General features: G+C 53.0%; 19 protein-coding genes. 5 read left to right on the top strand and 14 right to left on the bottom strand.

Annotation, left to right across the window (positions count from 1 at the left end; all coding sequences use genetic code 11):
* Positions 1-28 precede the first annotated feature (28 nt).
* On the bottom strand, positions 29-643 hold the full coding sequence (gene rpsD, locus HF685_RS00180; protein ID WP_168817536.1) for a 30S ribosomal protein S4: 615 nt from the start codon (positions 641-643) through the stop codon (positions 29-31).
* An 11-nt stretch (positions 644-654) separates the two neighbouring features.
* Positions 655-783 carry a hypothetical protein gene (locus HF685_RS16460; protein WP_281352805.1) on the bottom strand — a complete coding sequence of 43 codons (129 nt, stop codon included), beginning with the start codon at positions 781-783 and terminating at the stop codon, positions 655-657.
* 78 nt (positions 784-861) lie between these two features.
* On the opposite strand from HF685_RS16460, the gene HF685_RS00175 reads away from it, so the two are divergent.
* On the top strand, positions 862-1,173 hold the full coding sequence (locus HF685_RS00175) for a chorismate mutase (RefSeq protein WP_246218671.1): 312 nt from the start codon (positions 862-864) through the stop codon (positions 1,171-1,173).
* 48 nt (positions 1,174-1,221) lie between these two features.
* Here the strand turns inward: HF685_RS00175 and HF685_RS00170 are convergent, their stop codons facing one another.
* From HF685_RS00170 to ccmC, 12 genes are all read right to left on the bottom strand, one after another.
* Entirely contained in the window at positions 1,222-1,950 is a 729-nt protein-coding gene (locus HF685_RS00170; RefSeq protein ID WP_246218670.1) for an RNA methyltransferase, read from the bottom strand.
* Entirely contained in the window at positions 1,947-2,423 is a 477-nt protein-coding gene (gene nrdR, locus HF685_RS00165) for a transcriptional regulator NrdR (protein WP_168817526.1), read from the bottom strand. Before nrdR ends, HF685_RS00170 begins: the two co-directional genes overlap by 4 nt.
* Positions 2,424-2,437: 14 nt before the next feature.
* On the bottom strand, positions 2,438-3,727 hold the full coding sequence (gene glyA / locus HF685_RS00160) for a serine hydroxymethyltransferase (protein ID WP_211051443.1): 1,290 nt from the start codon (positions 3,725-3,727) through the stop codon (positions 2,438-2,440).
* 14 nt (positions 3,728-3,741) lie between these two features.
* Positions 3,742-4,194 (bottom strand): ribose 5-phosphate isomerase B, encoded by a 453-nt coding sequence (rpiB, locus tag HF685_RS00155; RefSeq protein WP_168817521.1) that lies wholly within the window; start codon positions 4,192-4,194, stop codon positions 3,742-3,744.
* Positions 4,195-4,292: 98 nt separating this feature from the next.
* On the bottom strand, positions 4,293-6,233 hold the full coding sequence (locus tag HF685_RS00150; RefSeq protein ID WP_168817519.1) for a potassium transporter Kup: 1,941 nt from the start codon (positions 6,231-6,233) through the stop codon (positions 4,293-4,295).
* A 152-nt stretch (positions 6,234-6,385) separates the two neighbouring features.
* The gene (locus HF685_RS00145) at positions 6,386-7,039 is read right to left on the bottom strand and encodes a tetratricopeptide repeat protein (protein ID WP_168817517.1); all 654 of its coding nucleotides are present in this window, start codon (positions 7,037-7,039) and stop codon (positions 6,386-6,388) included.
* Positions 7,039-7,452 carry a cytochrome c-type biogenesis protein gene (locus HF685_RS00140; RefSeq protein ID WP_168817515.1) on the bottom strand — a complete coding sequence of 138 codons (414 nt, stop codon included), beginning with the start codon at positions 7,450-7,452 and terminating at the stop codon, positions 7,039-7,041. The genes HF685_RS00145 and HF685_RS00140 overlap by 1 nt, the downstream gene beginning before the upstream one ends.
* Complete coding sequence (locus tag HF685_RS00135; RefSeq protein ID WP_168817512.1) at positions 7,449-7,976, bottom strand: DsbE family thiol:disulfide interchange protein; 528 nt, start codon at positions 7,974-7,976, stop codon at positions 7,449-7,451. The genes HF685_RS00140 and HF685_RS00135 overlap by 4 nt, the downstream gene beginning before the upstream one ends.
* Positions 7,973-9,910, bottom strand: coding sequence for a heme lyase CcmF/NrfE family subunit (locus HF685_RS00130; RefSeq protein WP_168817510.1), 1,938 nt, complete (start codon positions 9,908-9,910; stop codon positions 7,973-7,975). The genes HF685_RS00135 and HF685_RS00130 overlap by 4 nt, the downstream gene beginning before the upstream one ends.
* Positions 9,907-10,356, bottom strand: a complete 450-nt coding sequence (gene ccmE / locus HF685_RS00125) for a cytochrome c maturation protein CcmE (RefSeq protein WP_168817508.1) — start codon at positions 10,354-10,356, stop codon at positions 9,907-9,909. The genes HF685_RS00130 and ccmE overlap by 4 nt, the downstream gene beginning before the upstream one ends.
* Positions 10,353-10,496, bottom strand: coding sequence for a hypothetical protein (locus HF685_RS00120; protein ID WP_168817506.1), 144 nt, complete (start codon positions 10,494-10,496; stop codon positions 10,353-10,355). The genes ccmE and HF685_RS00120 overlap by 4 nt, the downstream gene beginning before the upstream one ends.
* Positions 10,493-11,224 (bottom strand): heme ABC transporter permease CcmC, encoded by a 732-nt coding sequence (gene ccmC, locus HF685_RS00115; protein WP_168817504.1) that lies wholly within the window; start codon positions 11,222-11,224, stop codon positions 10,493-10,495. Before ccmC ends, HF685_RS00120 begins: the two co-directional genes overlap by 4 nt.
* Positions 11,225-11,730: 506 nt before the next feature.
* On the opposite strand from ccmC, the gene HF685_RS00110 reads away from it, so the two are divergent.
* Genes HF685_RS00110 through HF685_RS00095 form a run of 4 tightly spaced genes read left to right on the top strand, consistent with a single transcriptional unit; the run spans position 11,731 to position 14,976 of the window.
* Positions 11,731-13,338 carry a pilus assembly protein gene (locus HF685_RS00110; protein WP_168817495.1) on the top strand — a complete coding sequence of 536 codons (1,608 nt, stop codon included), beginning with the start codon at positions 11,731-11,733 and terminating at the stop codon, positions 13,336-13,338.
* The gene (locus tag HF685_RS00105) at positions 13,335-13,967 is read left to right on the top strand and encodes a TadE/TadG family type IV pilus assembly protein (protein WP_168817493.1); all 633 of its coding nucleotides are present in this window, start codon (positions 13,335-13,337) and stop codon (positions 13,965-13,967) included. The genes HF685_RS00110 and HF685_RS00105 overlap by 4 nt, the downstream gene beginning before the upstream one ends.
* Positions 13,964-14,611: a TadE/TadG family type IV pilus assembly protein gene (locus tag HF685_RS00100; RefSeq protein WP_168817491.1), complete on the top strand. Its 648-nt coding sequence runs from the start codon at positions 13,964-13,966 to the stop codon at positions 14,609-14,611. Before HF685_RS00105 ends, HF685_RS00100 begins: the two co-directional genes overlap by 4 nt.
* Positions 14,608-14,976 carry a hypothetical protein gene (locus HF685_RS00095; RefSeq protein ID WP_168817489.1) on the top strand — a complete coding sequence of 123 codons (369 nt, stop codon included), beginning with the start codon at positions 14,608-14,610 and terminating at the stop codon, positions 14,974-14,976. The genes HF685_RS00100 and HF685_RS00095 overlap by 4 nt, the downstream gene beginning before the upstream one ends.
* The last annotated feature ends 100 nt before the right edge of the window (positions 14,977-15,076 follow it).

The following is a 15,076-nucleotide window of genomic DNA, read 5'->3' as shown; positions in this document are numbered from 1 at the left end:
GCCCTTTTAATGTTCTGATTACTACCAATTAGCGCGAATAAAATTCGACAACCAGATTGGGTTCCATCGTCACCGGATAAGGCACTTCATCCAGTGTCGGAATGCGAACATAGGTCACTTTGTCGGTGCCATCGGGCGTCACATATTCGGGAATATCGCGCTCTGCCAAGCTCTGTGCTTCAATAACCAGCAGCATTTCTTTTGCTTTGTCGCTGAGCGAAATCACATCGCCGGGAACAACCTTGCGTGATGCGACATTACATTTAACATCATTCACACGGATGTGGCCGTGACTGACAAGCTGGCGCGCTGCAAAAATTGTTGGCGTGAATTTCGCGCGATAGACAACCATATCAAGGCGCTGCTCAAGCAAGCCGATCAGGTTCTGGCTGGTATCGCCTTTCATAGCAGCAGCTTCTTTGTAAGCGCGGCGGAATTGCTTCTCGGTCACATCGCCATAATAGCCTTTCAGCTTCTGCTTGGCGCGCAGCTGAATACCGTAATCAGAGAGCTTGCCCTTGCGGCGCTGACCATGCTGGCCTGGGCCATAGTCGCGGCGATTGACAGGAGATTTGGGGCGACCCCAGATATTTTCGCCCATGCGGCGATCGAGTTTATATTTGGACGCAGTACGTTTTGTCATAAGAATGACTCCTAATTTGCTGTTTCAACTTCTTCCCGGAACGCACCATCAAGAGCGGATCTTGATGCGGCTACCGCTTCACCGGGGTGCGGAGCCAATTGCAAGCCCGCGCCTATGGCTAGCAACGGCGCTATTGTCAACAGTTTCCGCAGCAACAATCTGCTGTTTATAGTATTGCGTACTCGACTTCACACGCCGCGATGATTAAAGGCGCTGGCATGACCAAAAGCTCAGATCTGCCGCTCATGGAAAATATGTCCGATGTCCGCATTCAGGTGGACAGAATTGATAGCGAGATTGTGCAATTGCTGTCCCAGCGATTTGCCTGCATGACCGCCGCAGCGCGCATCAAGGGTGATCGCGATACTGTCCGTGACGAGGACAGAAAATCACAAGTCATTCAAAATGTTAAAGATATGGCCGCTCAACATGGCGTCCCTGTCCCCATGGTGGCCGCGATATGGGAAATGCTTGTCGAGACATCGATCAGCTACGAATTTCAGAAATGGGACTCGATCAGAGACGATTGAACATTTCCGGGATTTCAAACCGGTCCTGGATTACTCCGCCAATCCTTGTCACTTTTTCGGATATGGCCTTTCAAACGAGCTCAGCACTCCGCGCAGGGTCTGCACCTCTTCGTTGGTCCAGGCAGGCTTGGTCATCATATTGCGCAAGGTGATTTTCGTCGCCGGAGCGCGATCTGGCGGATAGAAATACCCCGTGTCTTCCAGCGCCCGTTCAAGATGTTCGTAGAGCCGGTCCAGCTCTATCTGCGGCGCAGGCTCAGAAATTTTCTTTTCGATGGTTGGCTGGACATTGCTGTGATCCAGCTTCGACAGCTCATAGGCAACCAATATGACCGCCTGCGCCAGATTCAGGGAACCAAAGTCCGGATTAATCGGCACGGTGATGATCTTGCGCGCCAGTTCCACATCCACGACTTCGAGGCCGGAGCGTTCGGGGCCGAATAATATCGCGCATTTGCCGGATGCTGCGGTCATTTCGCCAGCAGCGTCTGCCGGGGTCAGAACCTCTTTTGTCATTCCGCGCTTGCGCACGGTGGTCGCATAAACATGAGAGCAATCCGCAACAGCTTCAGCAGTCGTTTCAAAAACTTGCGCCTGCTCCAGCACCAGATCGGCACCTGCTGCGATCGGTCCTGCCGACGGATTAGGCCAGCCGTCGCGCGGGTCAACAATCCGCATCTCAGTCAAACCAAAATTGAGCATCGCGCGCGCCGCTTTTCCGATATTTTCGCCAAGCTGCGGTTTTACAAGAACGATAATGGGTTGGCCCGTACTCACGCCTTGTTTACATCGTCGGAAGCAACATCTTTCACGTTGCCAGCAAATTCTTCAAAATCCTTGGCTTCGGTAAAATCCTTATAGACCGAAGCGAAACGGATATAAGCCACGCTATCGAGACCTTTGAGTCCGTCCATCACCATTTCACCAATGCGCTTGGACGGGATTTCAGTTTCGCCGCTGGTTTCCAGTTGCCGCTGGATGCCCGAGACCAGTTGATCCATCTGCTCCTGCGCGATGCCGCGTTTGCGGCAGGCCAGCGATACCGACAGATCGATTTTTGAGCGATCAAAGGTCTCCTTGCGATCTTCGCTTTTTATGACCGTAATCTCGCGCAACTGGATCCGTTCGAAGGTGGTAAACCTCGCGCCGCAGCCTTCACATTGGCGACGGCGGCGAATCGTCGAGCCATCCTCGGTCGGTCGGCTATCTTTTACCTGACTGTCTTCATGAGCACAAAAGGGACAACGCATGGATTTCCGGTCCCTTATTCAGGGTAGATCGGAAAACGGGTGCATAAATCGAGCACCCGTTGGCGGACATCGGCTTCAACCGCCGGATCACCTTCTTCACCTTTATTACGCAATCCATCGAGCACATCAGCGACCATATCGCCGATCATCCGGAATTCTGCCGGGCCAAAGCCGCGGGTTGTGCCAGCGGGTGAACCCACCCGAATACCGCTGGTTTTCATCGGCGGTTGGGGATCATTGGGCACGCTATTTTTGTTGCAGGTAATGCCAGCGCGTTCGAGCGCTTCATCAGCATCACGGCCAGTAATGCCGAGCGGTGACAAATCAACAAGCGCCAGATGCGTGTCCGTGCCGCCTGCTACCAGGTCAGCGCCGCGTTCTTTCAAAGTCGCTGCCAGAATTTTCGCGTTTTCTATCACGGCAGCAGAATAGCTCTTGAATTCGGGACGCAGCGCTTCACCAAAAGCAACCGCCTTGGCAGCGATAACATGCATTAACGGTCCGCCTTGCAGGCCCGGAAAAACCGCAGAGTTGATTTTCTTGGCTATTGCTTCATCATTGGTTAGCGCCATGCCGCCACGCGGACCGCGCAATGTTTTATGCGTGGTTGTTGTCACTACATCGGCGTAGTCAAGTGGACTTGGGTGCAGCCCTGCTGCTACCAGACCGGCAAAATGCGCCATATCGACCATGAAGATCGCACCCACTTCGTCAGCAATTGCGCGGAATTTGGCAAAATCGATGGTCCGGGGATATGCCGAACCACCAGCGATAATCAGCTTTGGCTGATGTTCTCTGGCAAGGGACGCTACTTCTTCATAATTTATCAGATGATCGTCTTCGTTCACGCCATATTGGATTGCGTTAAACCATTTGCCCGATTGCGCGGGTTTCGCGCCGTGCGTCAGGTGTCCGCCAGCGTCCAAGGACATGCCCAGGATCGTATCGCCCGGTTTGGTTAGCGCCAGCATGACAGCGCCGTTCGCTTGCGCGCCCGAATGCGGCTGGACGTTGGCAAAGCCACAATTAAACAGCTGCTTGGCACGTTCGATTGCCAGTGTCTCAACGCTGTCAGATGGCGCGCAGCCCTGATAATAGCGGCGACCGGGATAGCCTTCGGCATATTTGTTGGTGAACACCGAACCCTGCGCTTCGAGCACCGCTTTTGACACAATATTTTCCGAAGCGATCAGCTCGATCTGCGTTTGCTGACGGGACATCTCGGCGTTGATCGCATCGGCAACGGCGGGATCACTCTCTCCAACAGCAAAATCGAAAAATCCGGTCTGCCGGATATCCTGCATATCTGCGACGTTACTCATGCGGTCACTCCTTCACGTTTCGGGGCGGATAGTTTATCAACGCGGCGCTGATGCCGGTCTCCGCCAAATTCAGTATTTAAAAATATGTCCAGGCAATCTTTGGCGATCTCTATGCCAACAAGCCGTGCGCCCATTGCGATCACATTGGCATCATTATGCTCGCGGGAGAGCTTGGCAGACAACCCCTCGGAGACCAGCGCGCAGCGGCACGCCGGGTTGCGATTGACCGCCATGGAAATACCAATCCCTGAACCACAAAGAGCAACACCGCGCTCCGCGCGTCCCGAAGCGATTTCTTCGGCCAATTTGTAGCCATAGTCTGGATAATCAACGCTATCGCTTGTTGCCGGACCAAGATCGATAACTTGATGCCCCGCCTCGCGCAGGCAATCCGCCAATGCGGATTTCATATCAATAGCGGCATGATCAGAAGCAATGGCGACGCGCATCGGCTGGACCTCATTATTGGTACAAGAATCGAATGACCGCTATCTAGTGGAGCGTGCCTCGATAGGCTACCAAATATTGCGTGATCTACGCGGAAAATTCAAATTTCCATTTGACTACCGAGTTCAACGACCCGGTTAGTCGGAAGTTTGAAAAACTCCATTGCCGTTGCCGCGTTTCGCAGCATCCATGCGAACAGTTTCTCTCGCCAAACCATCATTTCGGGTTTTTTCGACGGCAATAACGTCTGGCGTGACAGGAAGAAACTGGTGGTCATCATATCGAATTCCATCCCGCATTCTTTCACCGTCTTCAGCGCTTTGGGTACATCGGTTTCCTGCATAAAACCAAAATTCAGCACGAGGCGGTAGAAGCCCTGCCCCAGATCTTTAACCCCGACACGGTCTTCCGGTTCGACCGTGGGAACGTCTTGTATATTCACTGTGAGGATAACCACCCGCTCGTGAATCACTTTGTTATGCTTGATATTGTGGAGTAGCGCAGAGGGCACACCAACAGACGATGAGGCCATGAAAATTGCGGTGCCGGGAACCCGGGTCGCGCTATTGGCTGCGGATTTCGTGAAAATCTCGATCGGCATGGCGGCTTCAGCCATGTTTTTGCGCATGATCTGGCGTCCCTTTGCCCAAGTTGTCAGAATAACAAACGCAACAGCGCCTACAGCGAGTGGAAACCATCCACCGCTAGGAACCTTGGTCAAGTTCGCAGCAAAATAGGCACCATCGACGATAAAGAAAATCGCCAATAACGGCACTGCATACCAAAGCTTCCATTTCCAAAGTACCACCATCACAATGGCGATCAGGCAGGTGTCAATGAACATGGCACCTGTCACCGCAATGCCATAAGCCGATGCAAGGTTGCTTGAGTTCTGGAATGTCAGCACCAGCAGGATAACCGAGATCATGATTGCCCAATTAACAAACGGGATATAGATTTGGCCCGCCTCCGACGCACTGGTGTGCTTGATTGACAGGCGCGGAATAAACCCGAGCTGGATTGCCTGATGGGTGACGGAGAATGATCCGGATATTACAGCCTGACTGGCGATAAATGTCGCCATTGTTGCTAATATCACCAGCGGCAGTCTCAAAAATTCAGGCGCCATAATGAAGAATGGACTCTTAATCGCTTCCGCTGCGTCCGCCGCATCCAGTGCCAATATCATCGCGCCCTGGCCGAAATAATTGCACAGCAGAGCGGGCATGACAAAGCCGTACCAGGCGATACGCATCGGTTTTTTGCCGAAGTGCCCCATATCGGCAAATAATGCTTCTGAACCCGTGACGGCCAGCACAACCGATCCCAAAGCGAGAAAAGCTCTCATCCCATCAGTGATGAAAAACTGGACGGCGTACCAGGGGTTGAACGCCAGCAAAATCGAAGGGTGCAGGACAATCTGGATGATCCCCAAGGTTCCAATGGTCAGGAAATAGACAAACATGATCGGTGCAAAAAGTGCGCCGATTTTTGCCGTTCCCCGCGATTGGATGAGGAACAGGAAAATCAGCAGCGTCAAGGCGATAGGGATAACTAAATGCCCGAGACCAGGTTGAACAACAGTTAGCCCTTCGACCGCTGAAAGCACCGAAATTGCAGGCGTAATCATGCTATCGCCGTAAAATAAAGCGGTTGCAAATACCCCAAGCAGCACTGCGACCCAACCAAAGCGGGATTTGCGCATGACGCTGGTTAACAGCGCAACAAGGGCCAAACTCCCGCCCTGCCCCTTGTTATCGGCCCGCATGGTTATCGTAACATATTGCAAAGTCACAACCAGCGTCATCGACCAGAATATCAGGCTGACCACACCCAGAACATGAATACGATCCAAATCTAGCGGGTGCGCGCCAATGAAGGTTTCTCGGAACGCATAGAGCGGGCTCGTTCCGATATCTCCAAACACAATGCCGATGGCACCTGCCGCCAGCTTGGCGACCGCATTATTGTGCTGGCGCGAGCCATGAGGACGCACAGCGCTATCGCGCTTACCATTGGTTTGTGATGGTTCGTCAGACATTGGTTAGCCGGAAATGGCGTTCCCCTGATAGAAAAACTGGCGACCCTTAAACGCGTTTCGTTCGGGCAAGCGCGCGCGATTAGCATGGGGCAATAATGGACGCAACAACCACTCGCACCTGCCTATTTAACTCACTGAATTCATACTCTATTTTAGTTCGGCGTCGCGCTTTCGACGGTAGCTGGAAGGCTGGGTTGCATGCGTTCTATATCCGCCAGCCGCGACTCCAGATCTTCTCGCCAGGGTGCGTTCTCAGCGCTGCGCTTGAGCAATTCAGTCCAGATTGCTCGCGCCTGATCGATTTTACCGGATTGCGCATAGGCCAGCCCGAGAAAAAACGGCGGGCCAGGATGCTCAGGCGATATATCTGCGGCGCGCTGGAATGCGAACTGCGCGGCAGGCGTTATGATCCCGTCCGTATGGACGACCAGAGCATTACCCAGCCCAACCCATAGATCAGGGTCCTCAGGATGTTCCTTCACTCCGTTCCGCAGATAATTGGCAGCAGCACCGTGTTTTCCTTGCCGGTTAAGTGAATCCGAAAAGACCAGCCATTCCTTGGCGCTGCCAAATCGTTCACCAAGGTCATTGCGGGCTTTAATATTTTCATCATCGAAACTATTGGGTTTTTCCGTTGGTTGAATAGACACACCAGCCATGCCGGGATTTCCTTGCCAAGCATATCCAGCCACGCCAATCAGCAGCGCCGCGCCGGTTATTTCCCAAGCACCACGCGGCAATTTTCCAAGCCAAAGCAGGCCGCCGAAAAGCGCGACCAAAATTCCGAGCAAAATGAGCCAGCCCATCAGCTTTTCTCCTTCTTGCGGCGAAAACGACCCCTTGCGAGCCACAGCGCCGCGATCAGCAATATGATGGGTGCGATCCACAATGGCCATGTCATCGCCGTCATGGGTGGATCATAGGTCACCCAGTTGCCATAACGCTCCACCAGCCATTGCCGGATTTCATCTGGCGTTTGGCCAGCAGAAATGCGTTCGCGTACCTGACTGCGCATATCGCCGGCCATTGGCGCGTTGCTGTCCGCAATGGATTGGCTCTGGCATTTCAGACAGCGGAGTTCTTCCATCAATTCACGGGCTTCGGCTTCTTTTGCAGGGTCTTCAAGCTGTGTGTCGGCATAGGGTGCTGGCGGCAAACCAGTCTGCGCCGCGATTGGGGCAGCGAGAATTGCGAGCAGAACAAAATATAATATTCTCATCCCGCCTTCCTCAAAATTTCCAGCAATTCAGGTACATCTTCCTTGCGAATATCGCCAATATGCTGATGGACAATCACGCCCTTGCCATCAATCACGAATGTCTCCGGTACGCCCGACGAGCCAATTTCAAGCTGGACCTGACTGCGGGTATCCGAGCCGATGCGCGCATAGGGATTGCCCCAGCGATTGAGAAAATTCGCTATGTCCACTGGCGTATCGCGGCTTGCGATCGCGTTTATTTCCACACCGGCACGCTGCAATTCCAGCAGCTGCGGGGCTTCGGCGATACATGGCACACACCAGCTAGCGAACACATTGAGCAATGTCGGCTTGCCCGATGCCAGATCAGCACTTGAGAGAGCGGGACGCTGCTCAATTGCTGCCGGAAGTTCAAATTGTGGCATCGTTTTACCGACCATTTTGGATTCGATGAGATTATCCTTCGGCATCATCAACCCGACAGCCACCGCCGCAAAAAACATACTGAACAGCACCAAAGGGATCCAGAGCAGCCAGCGGTTCATAGATAGCTTTCCGCATATTCGCGCTGCCTGCGCTGGATATATCCACGCCGCAACCGGCCTATCATTGCTAGCAAGCCGCCAAGCGCGACCAATATGCCGCCAAACCAGATAAATGTCACAAACGGCTTCCACCAGACGCGCACTTGCCAGCGTCCTTCATCATCACCATCACCGAGCACGACATAAAGCTGGCCATTCCAGCGCGTCAGCAAGGCCGCCTCGCTGGTCTGGGTCTGGGCCGCGGCGAACATCCGGTTTTGAGGGGCGATTTCGATGATGTTGCCGTCGCCATATTGCGCCGTCATTCGCCCTTCGAGCGCGGTCCAGTTGGGACCCGCTAGCGGCTCCATCGCGATAAATTTGAGCTTCCAGTTGTTGACCGCGATTTCATCACCCGGCTTGGCTGCCACCAATTTCTCTTCGGTAAAGCTGCTTTCAGATGCCATCCCGACAATCGCAACCGCAATGCCAAAATGCGCGATCACCATGCCATAGGTATGGAGCGGCGTCCGGCGGAGGTTGCGTTTCCAGAGCGGCGCGAAGCTGGCTACCGCAACGCCTGCGGCTAGCGCCAGGCCGAGCAGTGACAAGATCGACATGGTTGTGGTGAACAATGCCAATATGAACAAGGCAGTTGCAGCAATCAGTATTGGAATGGATATCCGATTAAGTAGAACCTTTGGATCATCCCGCCGCCAGCGCAGCAATGGGCCAGCAGCCATCACCGCCACAAGGAGCAGCGCCAAAGGACCGCTCGCCAGATTAAAATAAGGAGCACCGACTGACAGTTTTTCATCGGTAATCGCTTCCACCACAAGCGGATAAAGCGTGCCGATAAACACGATGCCCAATATCGCCGACAGCAGAAGGTTGTTCGCAACCAAAGCCCCCTCGCGGCTGACAATCTCGAACCGGGAGCCCTCTTTCACGGTACTCACCCGCAGCGCAAACAGCGCCATCGCACCGCCAATATAAATGGCGAGCAACGCCAGAATGAAGCTACCGCGTTCAGGATCCACAGCAAAGGCATGAACGCTGGTCAAAATGCCGGAGCGCACCAGAAACGTGCCGATCATCGACATGGAAAAAGCTACGACCGCCAGCATCAAGGTCCAAGCGCGCAGGCCATCACGCGTCGCCAATACGGTTACTGAGTGGAGCAAAGCGGTTGCGGCCAGCCAAGGCATGAGCGAAGCATTTTCAACCGGGTCCCAAAACCACCAGCCGCCCCAGCCGAGTTCATAATAGGCCCAATAGCTGCCTGCCGTGATTCCCAGCGTCAGGAATATCCATGCGCCCAGCACCCAAGGCCGCATCGCTTTGGCAAAAGCGGGACCAACATCGCGGGTTATCATCGCACCAACGGCGAACGAGAAAGCCACCGACAACCCGACATAACCAAAATATAGCGTTGGCGGATGAAATGCGAGGCCGGGATCCTGGAGCAGCGGGTTCAACCCCTGCCCGTCTTTCGGGATCGGGTTCAGGCGCTCAAACGGATTGGATGAAATCAGCAGAAACGCGTAAAAGCCGATGCTGATAAACGCCTGAGCCGCTAGCGTTGTGACCAGAGTTTTGACCTGCAGGCTCCGCTCAAACAACGCAATACAGGCACCGGCAAGCCCCATGACGGTAACCCAAAGCAGCATCGACCCTTCATGATTGCCCCAGGTGCCCGCAAATTTATAGAGCAGCGGTTTCACCGAAGCGCTGTTCATCGCCACCAGCTTGACTGACATATCCGAACGCAGAAACAGCCAGATCAGCAGCAGGAACGAAATCGCAACCAGCACGCCTTGGGCTACCGCCACCGGCCTGATCGCCGCAAAATATTCCTCGCGGTTTATCCGCACGCCAATCGCGCCCAAAGCGAATTGTAGCAATGCAAGCCCTGCGGCCAGCCAAAGCGCGATCAAGCCTGCTTCTGCGATCATTGAACCAGGGAATCCGTTTTGTGCTGGTTGCCAGTCATATCAATACCTTCGAGCTCGCGCGGGACATAATTTTCATCGTGCTTGGCCAGCAACTCATCTGCCACAAACACGCCGTCAGCAGTCAATTTCCCATCAGCAACAACGCCCGATCCTTCAACGAACAAGCTGGGCGTAATGCCGCTATATAAAACGGCTTGCTGGGCTTTGCCGTCATCAACCACAAACTTCACGGTGACACCATCTTCTGCGCGGGCAATCGAACCTTTTTGAACCATCCCGCCCAAACGAATGGCTTTGCCAACATCCGGCTTTTTCGTTGCAATGTCAGAAGGCGTGTAAAAATAGCTCGCCTGATCCTGCAGGGCAAATGCAGCCAAAACCCCTGCCCCGACCAACGCAACCAATGCCAGTATCGCCAGAGTCAGCCGCTGATGTTTTGCCTTCATTTAGGTTCACCTGGTTTCCGGCTCAAATTCTCGACGTTCTTCTCGGCCCGACGCATCGCCATATAGCTGCTGAAAATCACCGCCGCAGTACCAATGAATACAAGCGCGAAAGAAGCAATAATATAAGGTGTCTGGCTCATTCTGCTGTCATTCTTTTCAGTCGCGCTTCCACTTTGGTCTGCGCCAGGCTCGCGCGCATCCGCATAAGCACAATAGCGCCAAATAGCAGAGAAAATCCTGTCGCGGAAACCAATAGAGGCCATAAATACAACGCATCAATCGTCGATTTGCCCATGATGCTGATGCTGGTTCCCTGATGCTGCGTCTCCCACCATTCGACCGAAAACCGGATGATCGGCAAGTTGACAATTCCGACAACACCAAAGATCGCGGCAATCCGGCTTTGGCCGCCACCTTGCCCCGCACCTTTGCTCGTTTCATTCGCCAGCACGATGTAAGCGAGATACAGGAAAAACAGCACCAGCATGGAGGTCAGACGTCCATCCCAAACCCACCATGTGCCCCACGCCGGGCGTCCCCATAGCGAGCCCGTCACCAGACACAGCAAGGCAAACAAGGCCCCCGGCACTGCAATCGCCCGCGCCGCGTGGGAAGCCAGCGGATGCCGCCAGATCAGTTCCGAAATACTGGCAATCGCGATGCCGGTCCATCCCGCCATGCCCAGCCATGCCATCGGCACATGGACAAAAATAATTTTCACAGAATCGCCCTGCAACCGCTCCGGCGGTGTAGACAAAATTCCCCAAGCGCAGGCTGCCAGCACCATCGCGATGCCGCCAAACAGCAGCCACGGCGTGAGTGGCTTTGCCAGCTTTAAAAAACGTGTGGGATTTGCATATGCGTGCATCGGTAAAACGAACATTGCCCTAGTTTACTGTGCGACCAGTATTTTCAAGGGGTTTGGATGGCAGAAGTCCGGCGCAGCGACAAGTGTTTTATAAGTTCTGTGATTACGGTTCCGTATTGGAAACCCGTGAGACGATTATGACAGCGTCCAAATAAATGATGGCATCGGCAAGCAACCCGATAACGTGGTTAAAATTTGACCCGTTGCGGTTAACGTTTCTTGTCCAAACCTCGTTTTGATTTGTCTGCGATAAGGTGATTCGAATCAGAGCCAACACGCTGCCAGCTGAAGATTTCGAACGCGAGATGTTGAATTGCAGATGAAATACACGTCCACTGGATGGTTTTCGCTGACTAAAAAAATAGTTTCTGATGCAACCACCTACCGTCTTCTGCGGCGATCTGGGGTTAATTTGCTGTTAGGCACTTAAGTTTCCTCCGCGCTTACCGTTATCGACCACACAGGTCTCAACGATTTCAGTTGAACGCCTAGGGGGCAAAGCGAGCATGACTGCAAAGTCGAATTTGACGACCGTCAGATCATTTTTACAGAAATTGCGCGCTGACAGGGGCGGTAATACCCTTGCCATGATGGCCGCCGCGATGGTCCCGCTTGCCGGTATGATCGGTGGAGGTCTGGACATGAGCCGCGTCTATATGGCGCGCGCGAAATTGCAAAACGCCTGCGACGCTGCCTCGCTGGCCGGACGCCAGAGCATGAGCGGCGCGTCATTCACATCAGCTGATAGCGTGACAGCTAACAAATATTTCAATTTCAATTTTCCGGCAGGCACGATGGCTGCGGAAAATGTAACATTTACAGTGCGGCCGCACCCAACGGACTCAGCCGCCCTTGAGGCATTCGCGACTGCCGATATTCCGACCAGCTTGATGAGAATTTTTGGCCAGGAATATGTCGATATTGCGGTCAGCTGCAATGCCAAGCGTGAGCTTGGAAATAATGACATCATGCTGGTGCTTGACGTTACCGGCTCCATGCTCTGCGCGCCGGGTATCAAGGGTACCTGCACGGAATCAGCTGATTCAAAAATTCGCAAGCTGCGCAACGGAAGTCTTGGATTATACCGGGCATTACAACAGGATAACAGCGGTCAAACCCGTTACGGCATCATGCCCTATTCGGGCACCGTGAATGTGGCCAGGCGTCTGACGAATGACCAGGTTGTGCAAAATATGGATTATCCAGACTGTAACGGATATGCCGTTGGCTACACCTATAATGGTGGCAAACCTTATGATTGCAACGCAGCCGTGATGCGCAACGTGCATATCAACGATACCATCTGGAAAGATCAAGGAAACGGGACTAACCAAAGGATTGCCGCTTGGCGCACTAGCGGTGAAGGCTGCATAGAAGAACGCGCGTCCATGAGCGCACCGACATATCCGCCTGTTATGAACACAACTGTTACTTCCGATGATATCAATTTGCTGTCGCGCGGATGGTTTGATCTGGATCGGAAATGGGGCCGCTATGATTATGAGCAATGGTCAACTTATATCAAGGCCGGAACAAAAACCCGCAGTGCTCCATCTAAAATTACTGATCCACCATATTGGCAGGTAGGATGCCCTTCCGAAGCCCTGAGACTCCGCACCTTTGGCGGCGAAAATGGGTATAAAAACGCAATTGACGCCGCAACGGCGAAAGTTACCGGTGGCACCTATCATGATATCGGCATGATCTGGGGTATGCGCTTTATTTCCCCGGACGGACTATTTGCTGGCAGCAATCCTTCCACCTTTAATGGCTACCCGGTGAACAAGCACATTATCTTCATGACTGACGGCTTGACGGACACGCAAACCAACCCCCGCTACTATTCCGCTTATGGCGTAAACGCTGTTGAGAACAGATTGCAGGGTCCGGGAACTACTGATGATCGTCATGTTGCCAGATTTCATTCAGCCTGCGCGCTCGCCAGAAGCATGAACATCACAGTTTGGGTGATCGCGCTGGACGTCACGGACACCACAGACGTTGAACCATGCGCAACCAGTGCAGACCACTTCTATACCAGCGACGGCACTGATCTGGAAGACGTGTTTACGCAAATCGGCAAGGGTATCGGTGATCTGAGGCTGACGACATGATTGGTTTCAGAAACTTCCGAAGGAAAATTTTTCGGAACGAGGACGGTACGACCATCGTCGAGTTCGGTATGATCATTGTTCCCTTCGCCGTCATCCTGATGGGCGCGTTTGATCTGGGCTACCAAATGTATATCCGCTCGGTTCTGGAGGGAACATTGGCGGAGGTGGCCCGAAAGACATCTGTCGAAAACCCGAGCTTCAATGGAACGGGTGCAACAATTGAAGACAAAATTGCCGAAGAAATGAACAAGCGCCTCAAACATATCGCCAATAATGCAGTCGTAGCGGTTGATATCAAGAATTACTCGGAATTTTCCGAGATCGGAAAACCGGAGAAATTGACGACAGACGTCAACGGCAATGGCAGCTTCGATGAGAGCGACGGCGACTGCTGGCAGGATCTGAACGAAAATGGTCTTTATGATAGTGTCACCGGACGCAATGGTATCGGTGGTGCCAGCGACGTCATCTATTATCAAGTGAGCCTTACAAAGCCGCGGCTTTTCCCGATGGCTGGTTTGGTTGGTGCATCCAAAAACTACGAAATTTCGGCTGAAACTCTTTTCAGAAGTCAACCCTATTCCGTTCAAAACGCTCCGATAATTGAATGTGGGGAGCCAGTGCCATGAGAATTGCTCCCAGCAAAATCAAACATTTGCAAGCTTTGGTAAAAGACAATAGCGGTCTCGCTTTGCTCGAATTCGCTATGGGCTTGCCCTTGTTTTTGGCTCTCGCTTTAGGCGGGCTGGAATTTGCAAATCTGGCGACATCCCACATGCGGGTCAGCCAGATCGCGATGACGGTTGCCGATAATGCAGCGCGAGTAGATCCTGCAATCGACGAAGCGGATATCCATGAAATTTTTAGCGCAGTTTCATTGATGGGCGAGCCTCTGGATCTCGAAGCTAACGGACGCGTCATTCTTTCTTCGTTGCAACATAATGGCCTGACAGGAAGTGATGAGGGCCAGATGATCAACTGGCAGCGCTGTCTTGGTGATTTGGCGGTGGAACCCGCCTACGGGAAAGAGGGCAAGGGAAAAACCGGAGCAAGCTTGCGGGACGGCATGGGACCTACCGGCAAAGAAATTGCCGCAGACCCGAGCACAGCGGTGATGTTTGTGGAAGTGGTTTATGATTACCAGCAACTGATACCAGGCAAGCTTTTTTCGCGCCAGATCCGGTATGAAACCGCTTTTAATGTCCGAAGCAGAGACGTGTTTGACATTAGCAACTCGTCTTCACCTGCGCTAATTGTGAAGTCTTGCGCATGATAAAAGAAGCGAGCCTTGTCGCTGGAACTGCGTGTTTCATGGCCCTGTTTTTTGCGCCGTCTATAGCGCAAACGGAAGCTGAGCTTGAACCGGTGCCGGTCGCTGCTGAACCAGTAAAGGACCATCGCACCCGGCTGGAAAAAGAGCGGGAAAAATATGAACTCTGGGCCGCTGCATCAAAAGACACAGGTGACAGAAGAGACGCGCCGGAAGTCGAAGATGAAGGTAGCGGGGAAGAAACGGACCATTACGAGCCCACAAAAAAGCCCTATGTTGCTCCAACGCCTCAAGCCAAAGAAAGAGCCGAAGTTGCTGCGTTGCCAAAGGGCAAGCCTTACTATGGCGAAATTGCGATACTTGATTAAATTGAAGTGGTGGAAATGACAGTAAAAATATTGTTCTCGTGCGAACGGTGTTCAGGTTATCAGGATCGCAAAATAGGTCACATCATCGAAATAAACATGT

The sequence above is a fragment of the Parasphingorhabdus halotolerans genome (assembly GCF_012516475.1).
Taxonomy (GTDB): Bacteria; Pseudomonadota; Alphaproteobacteria; order Sphingomonadales; family Sphingomonadaceae; genus Parasphingorhabdus; species Parasphingorhabdus halotolerans.
The sequence above is the reverse complement of the archived record's forward strand: the minus strand, read 5'-3'. Positions and strand labels throughout refer to the sequence as shown.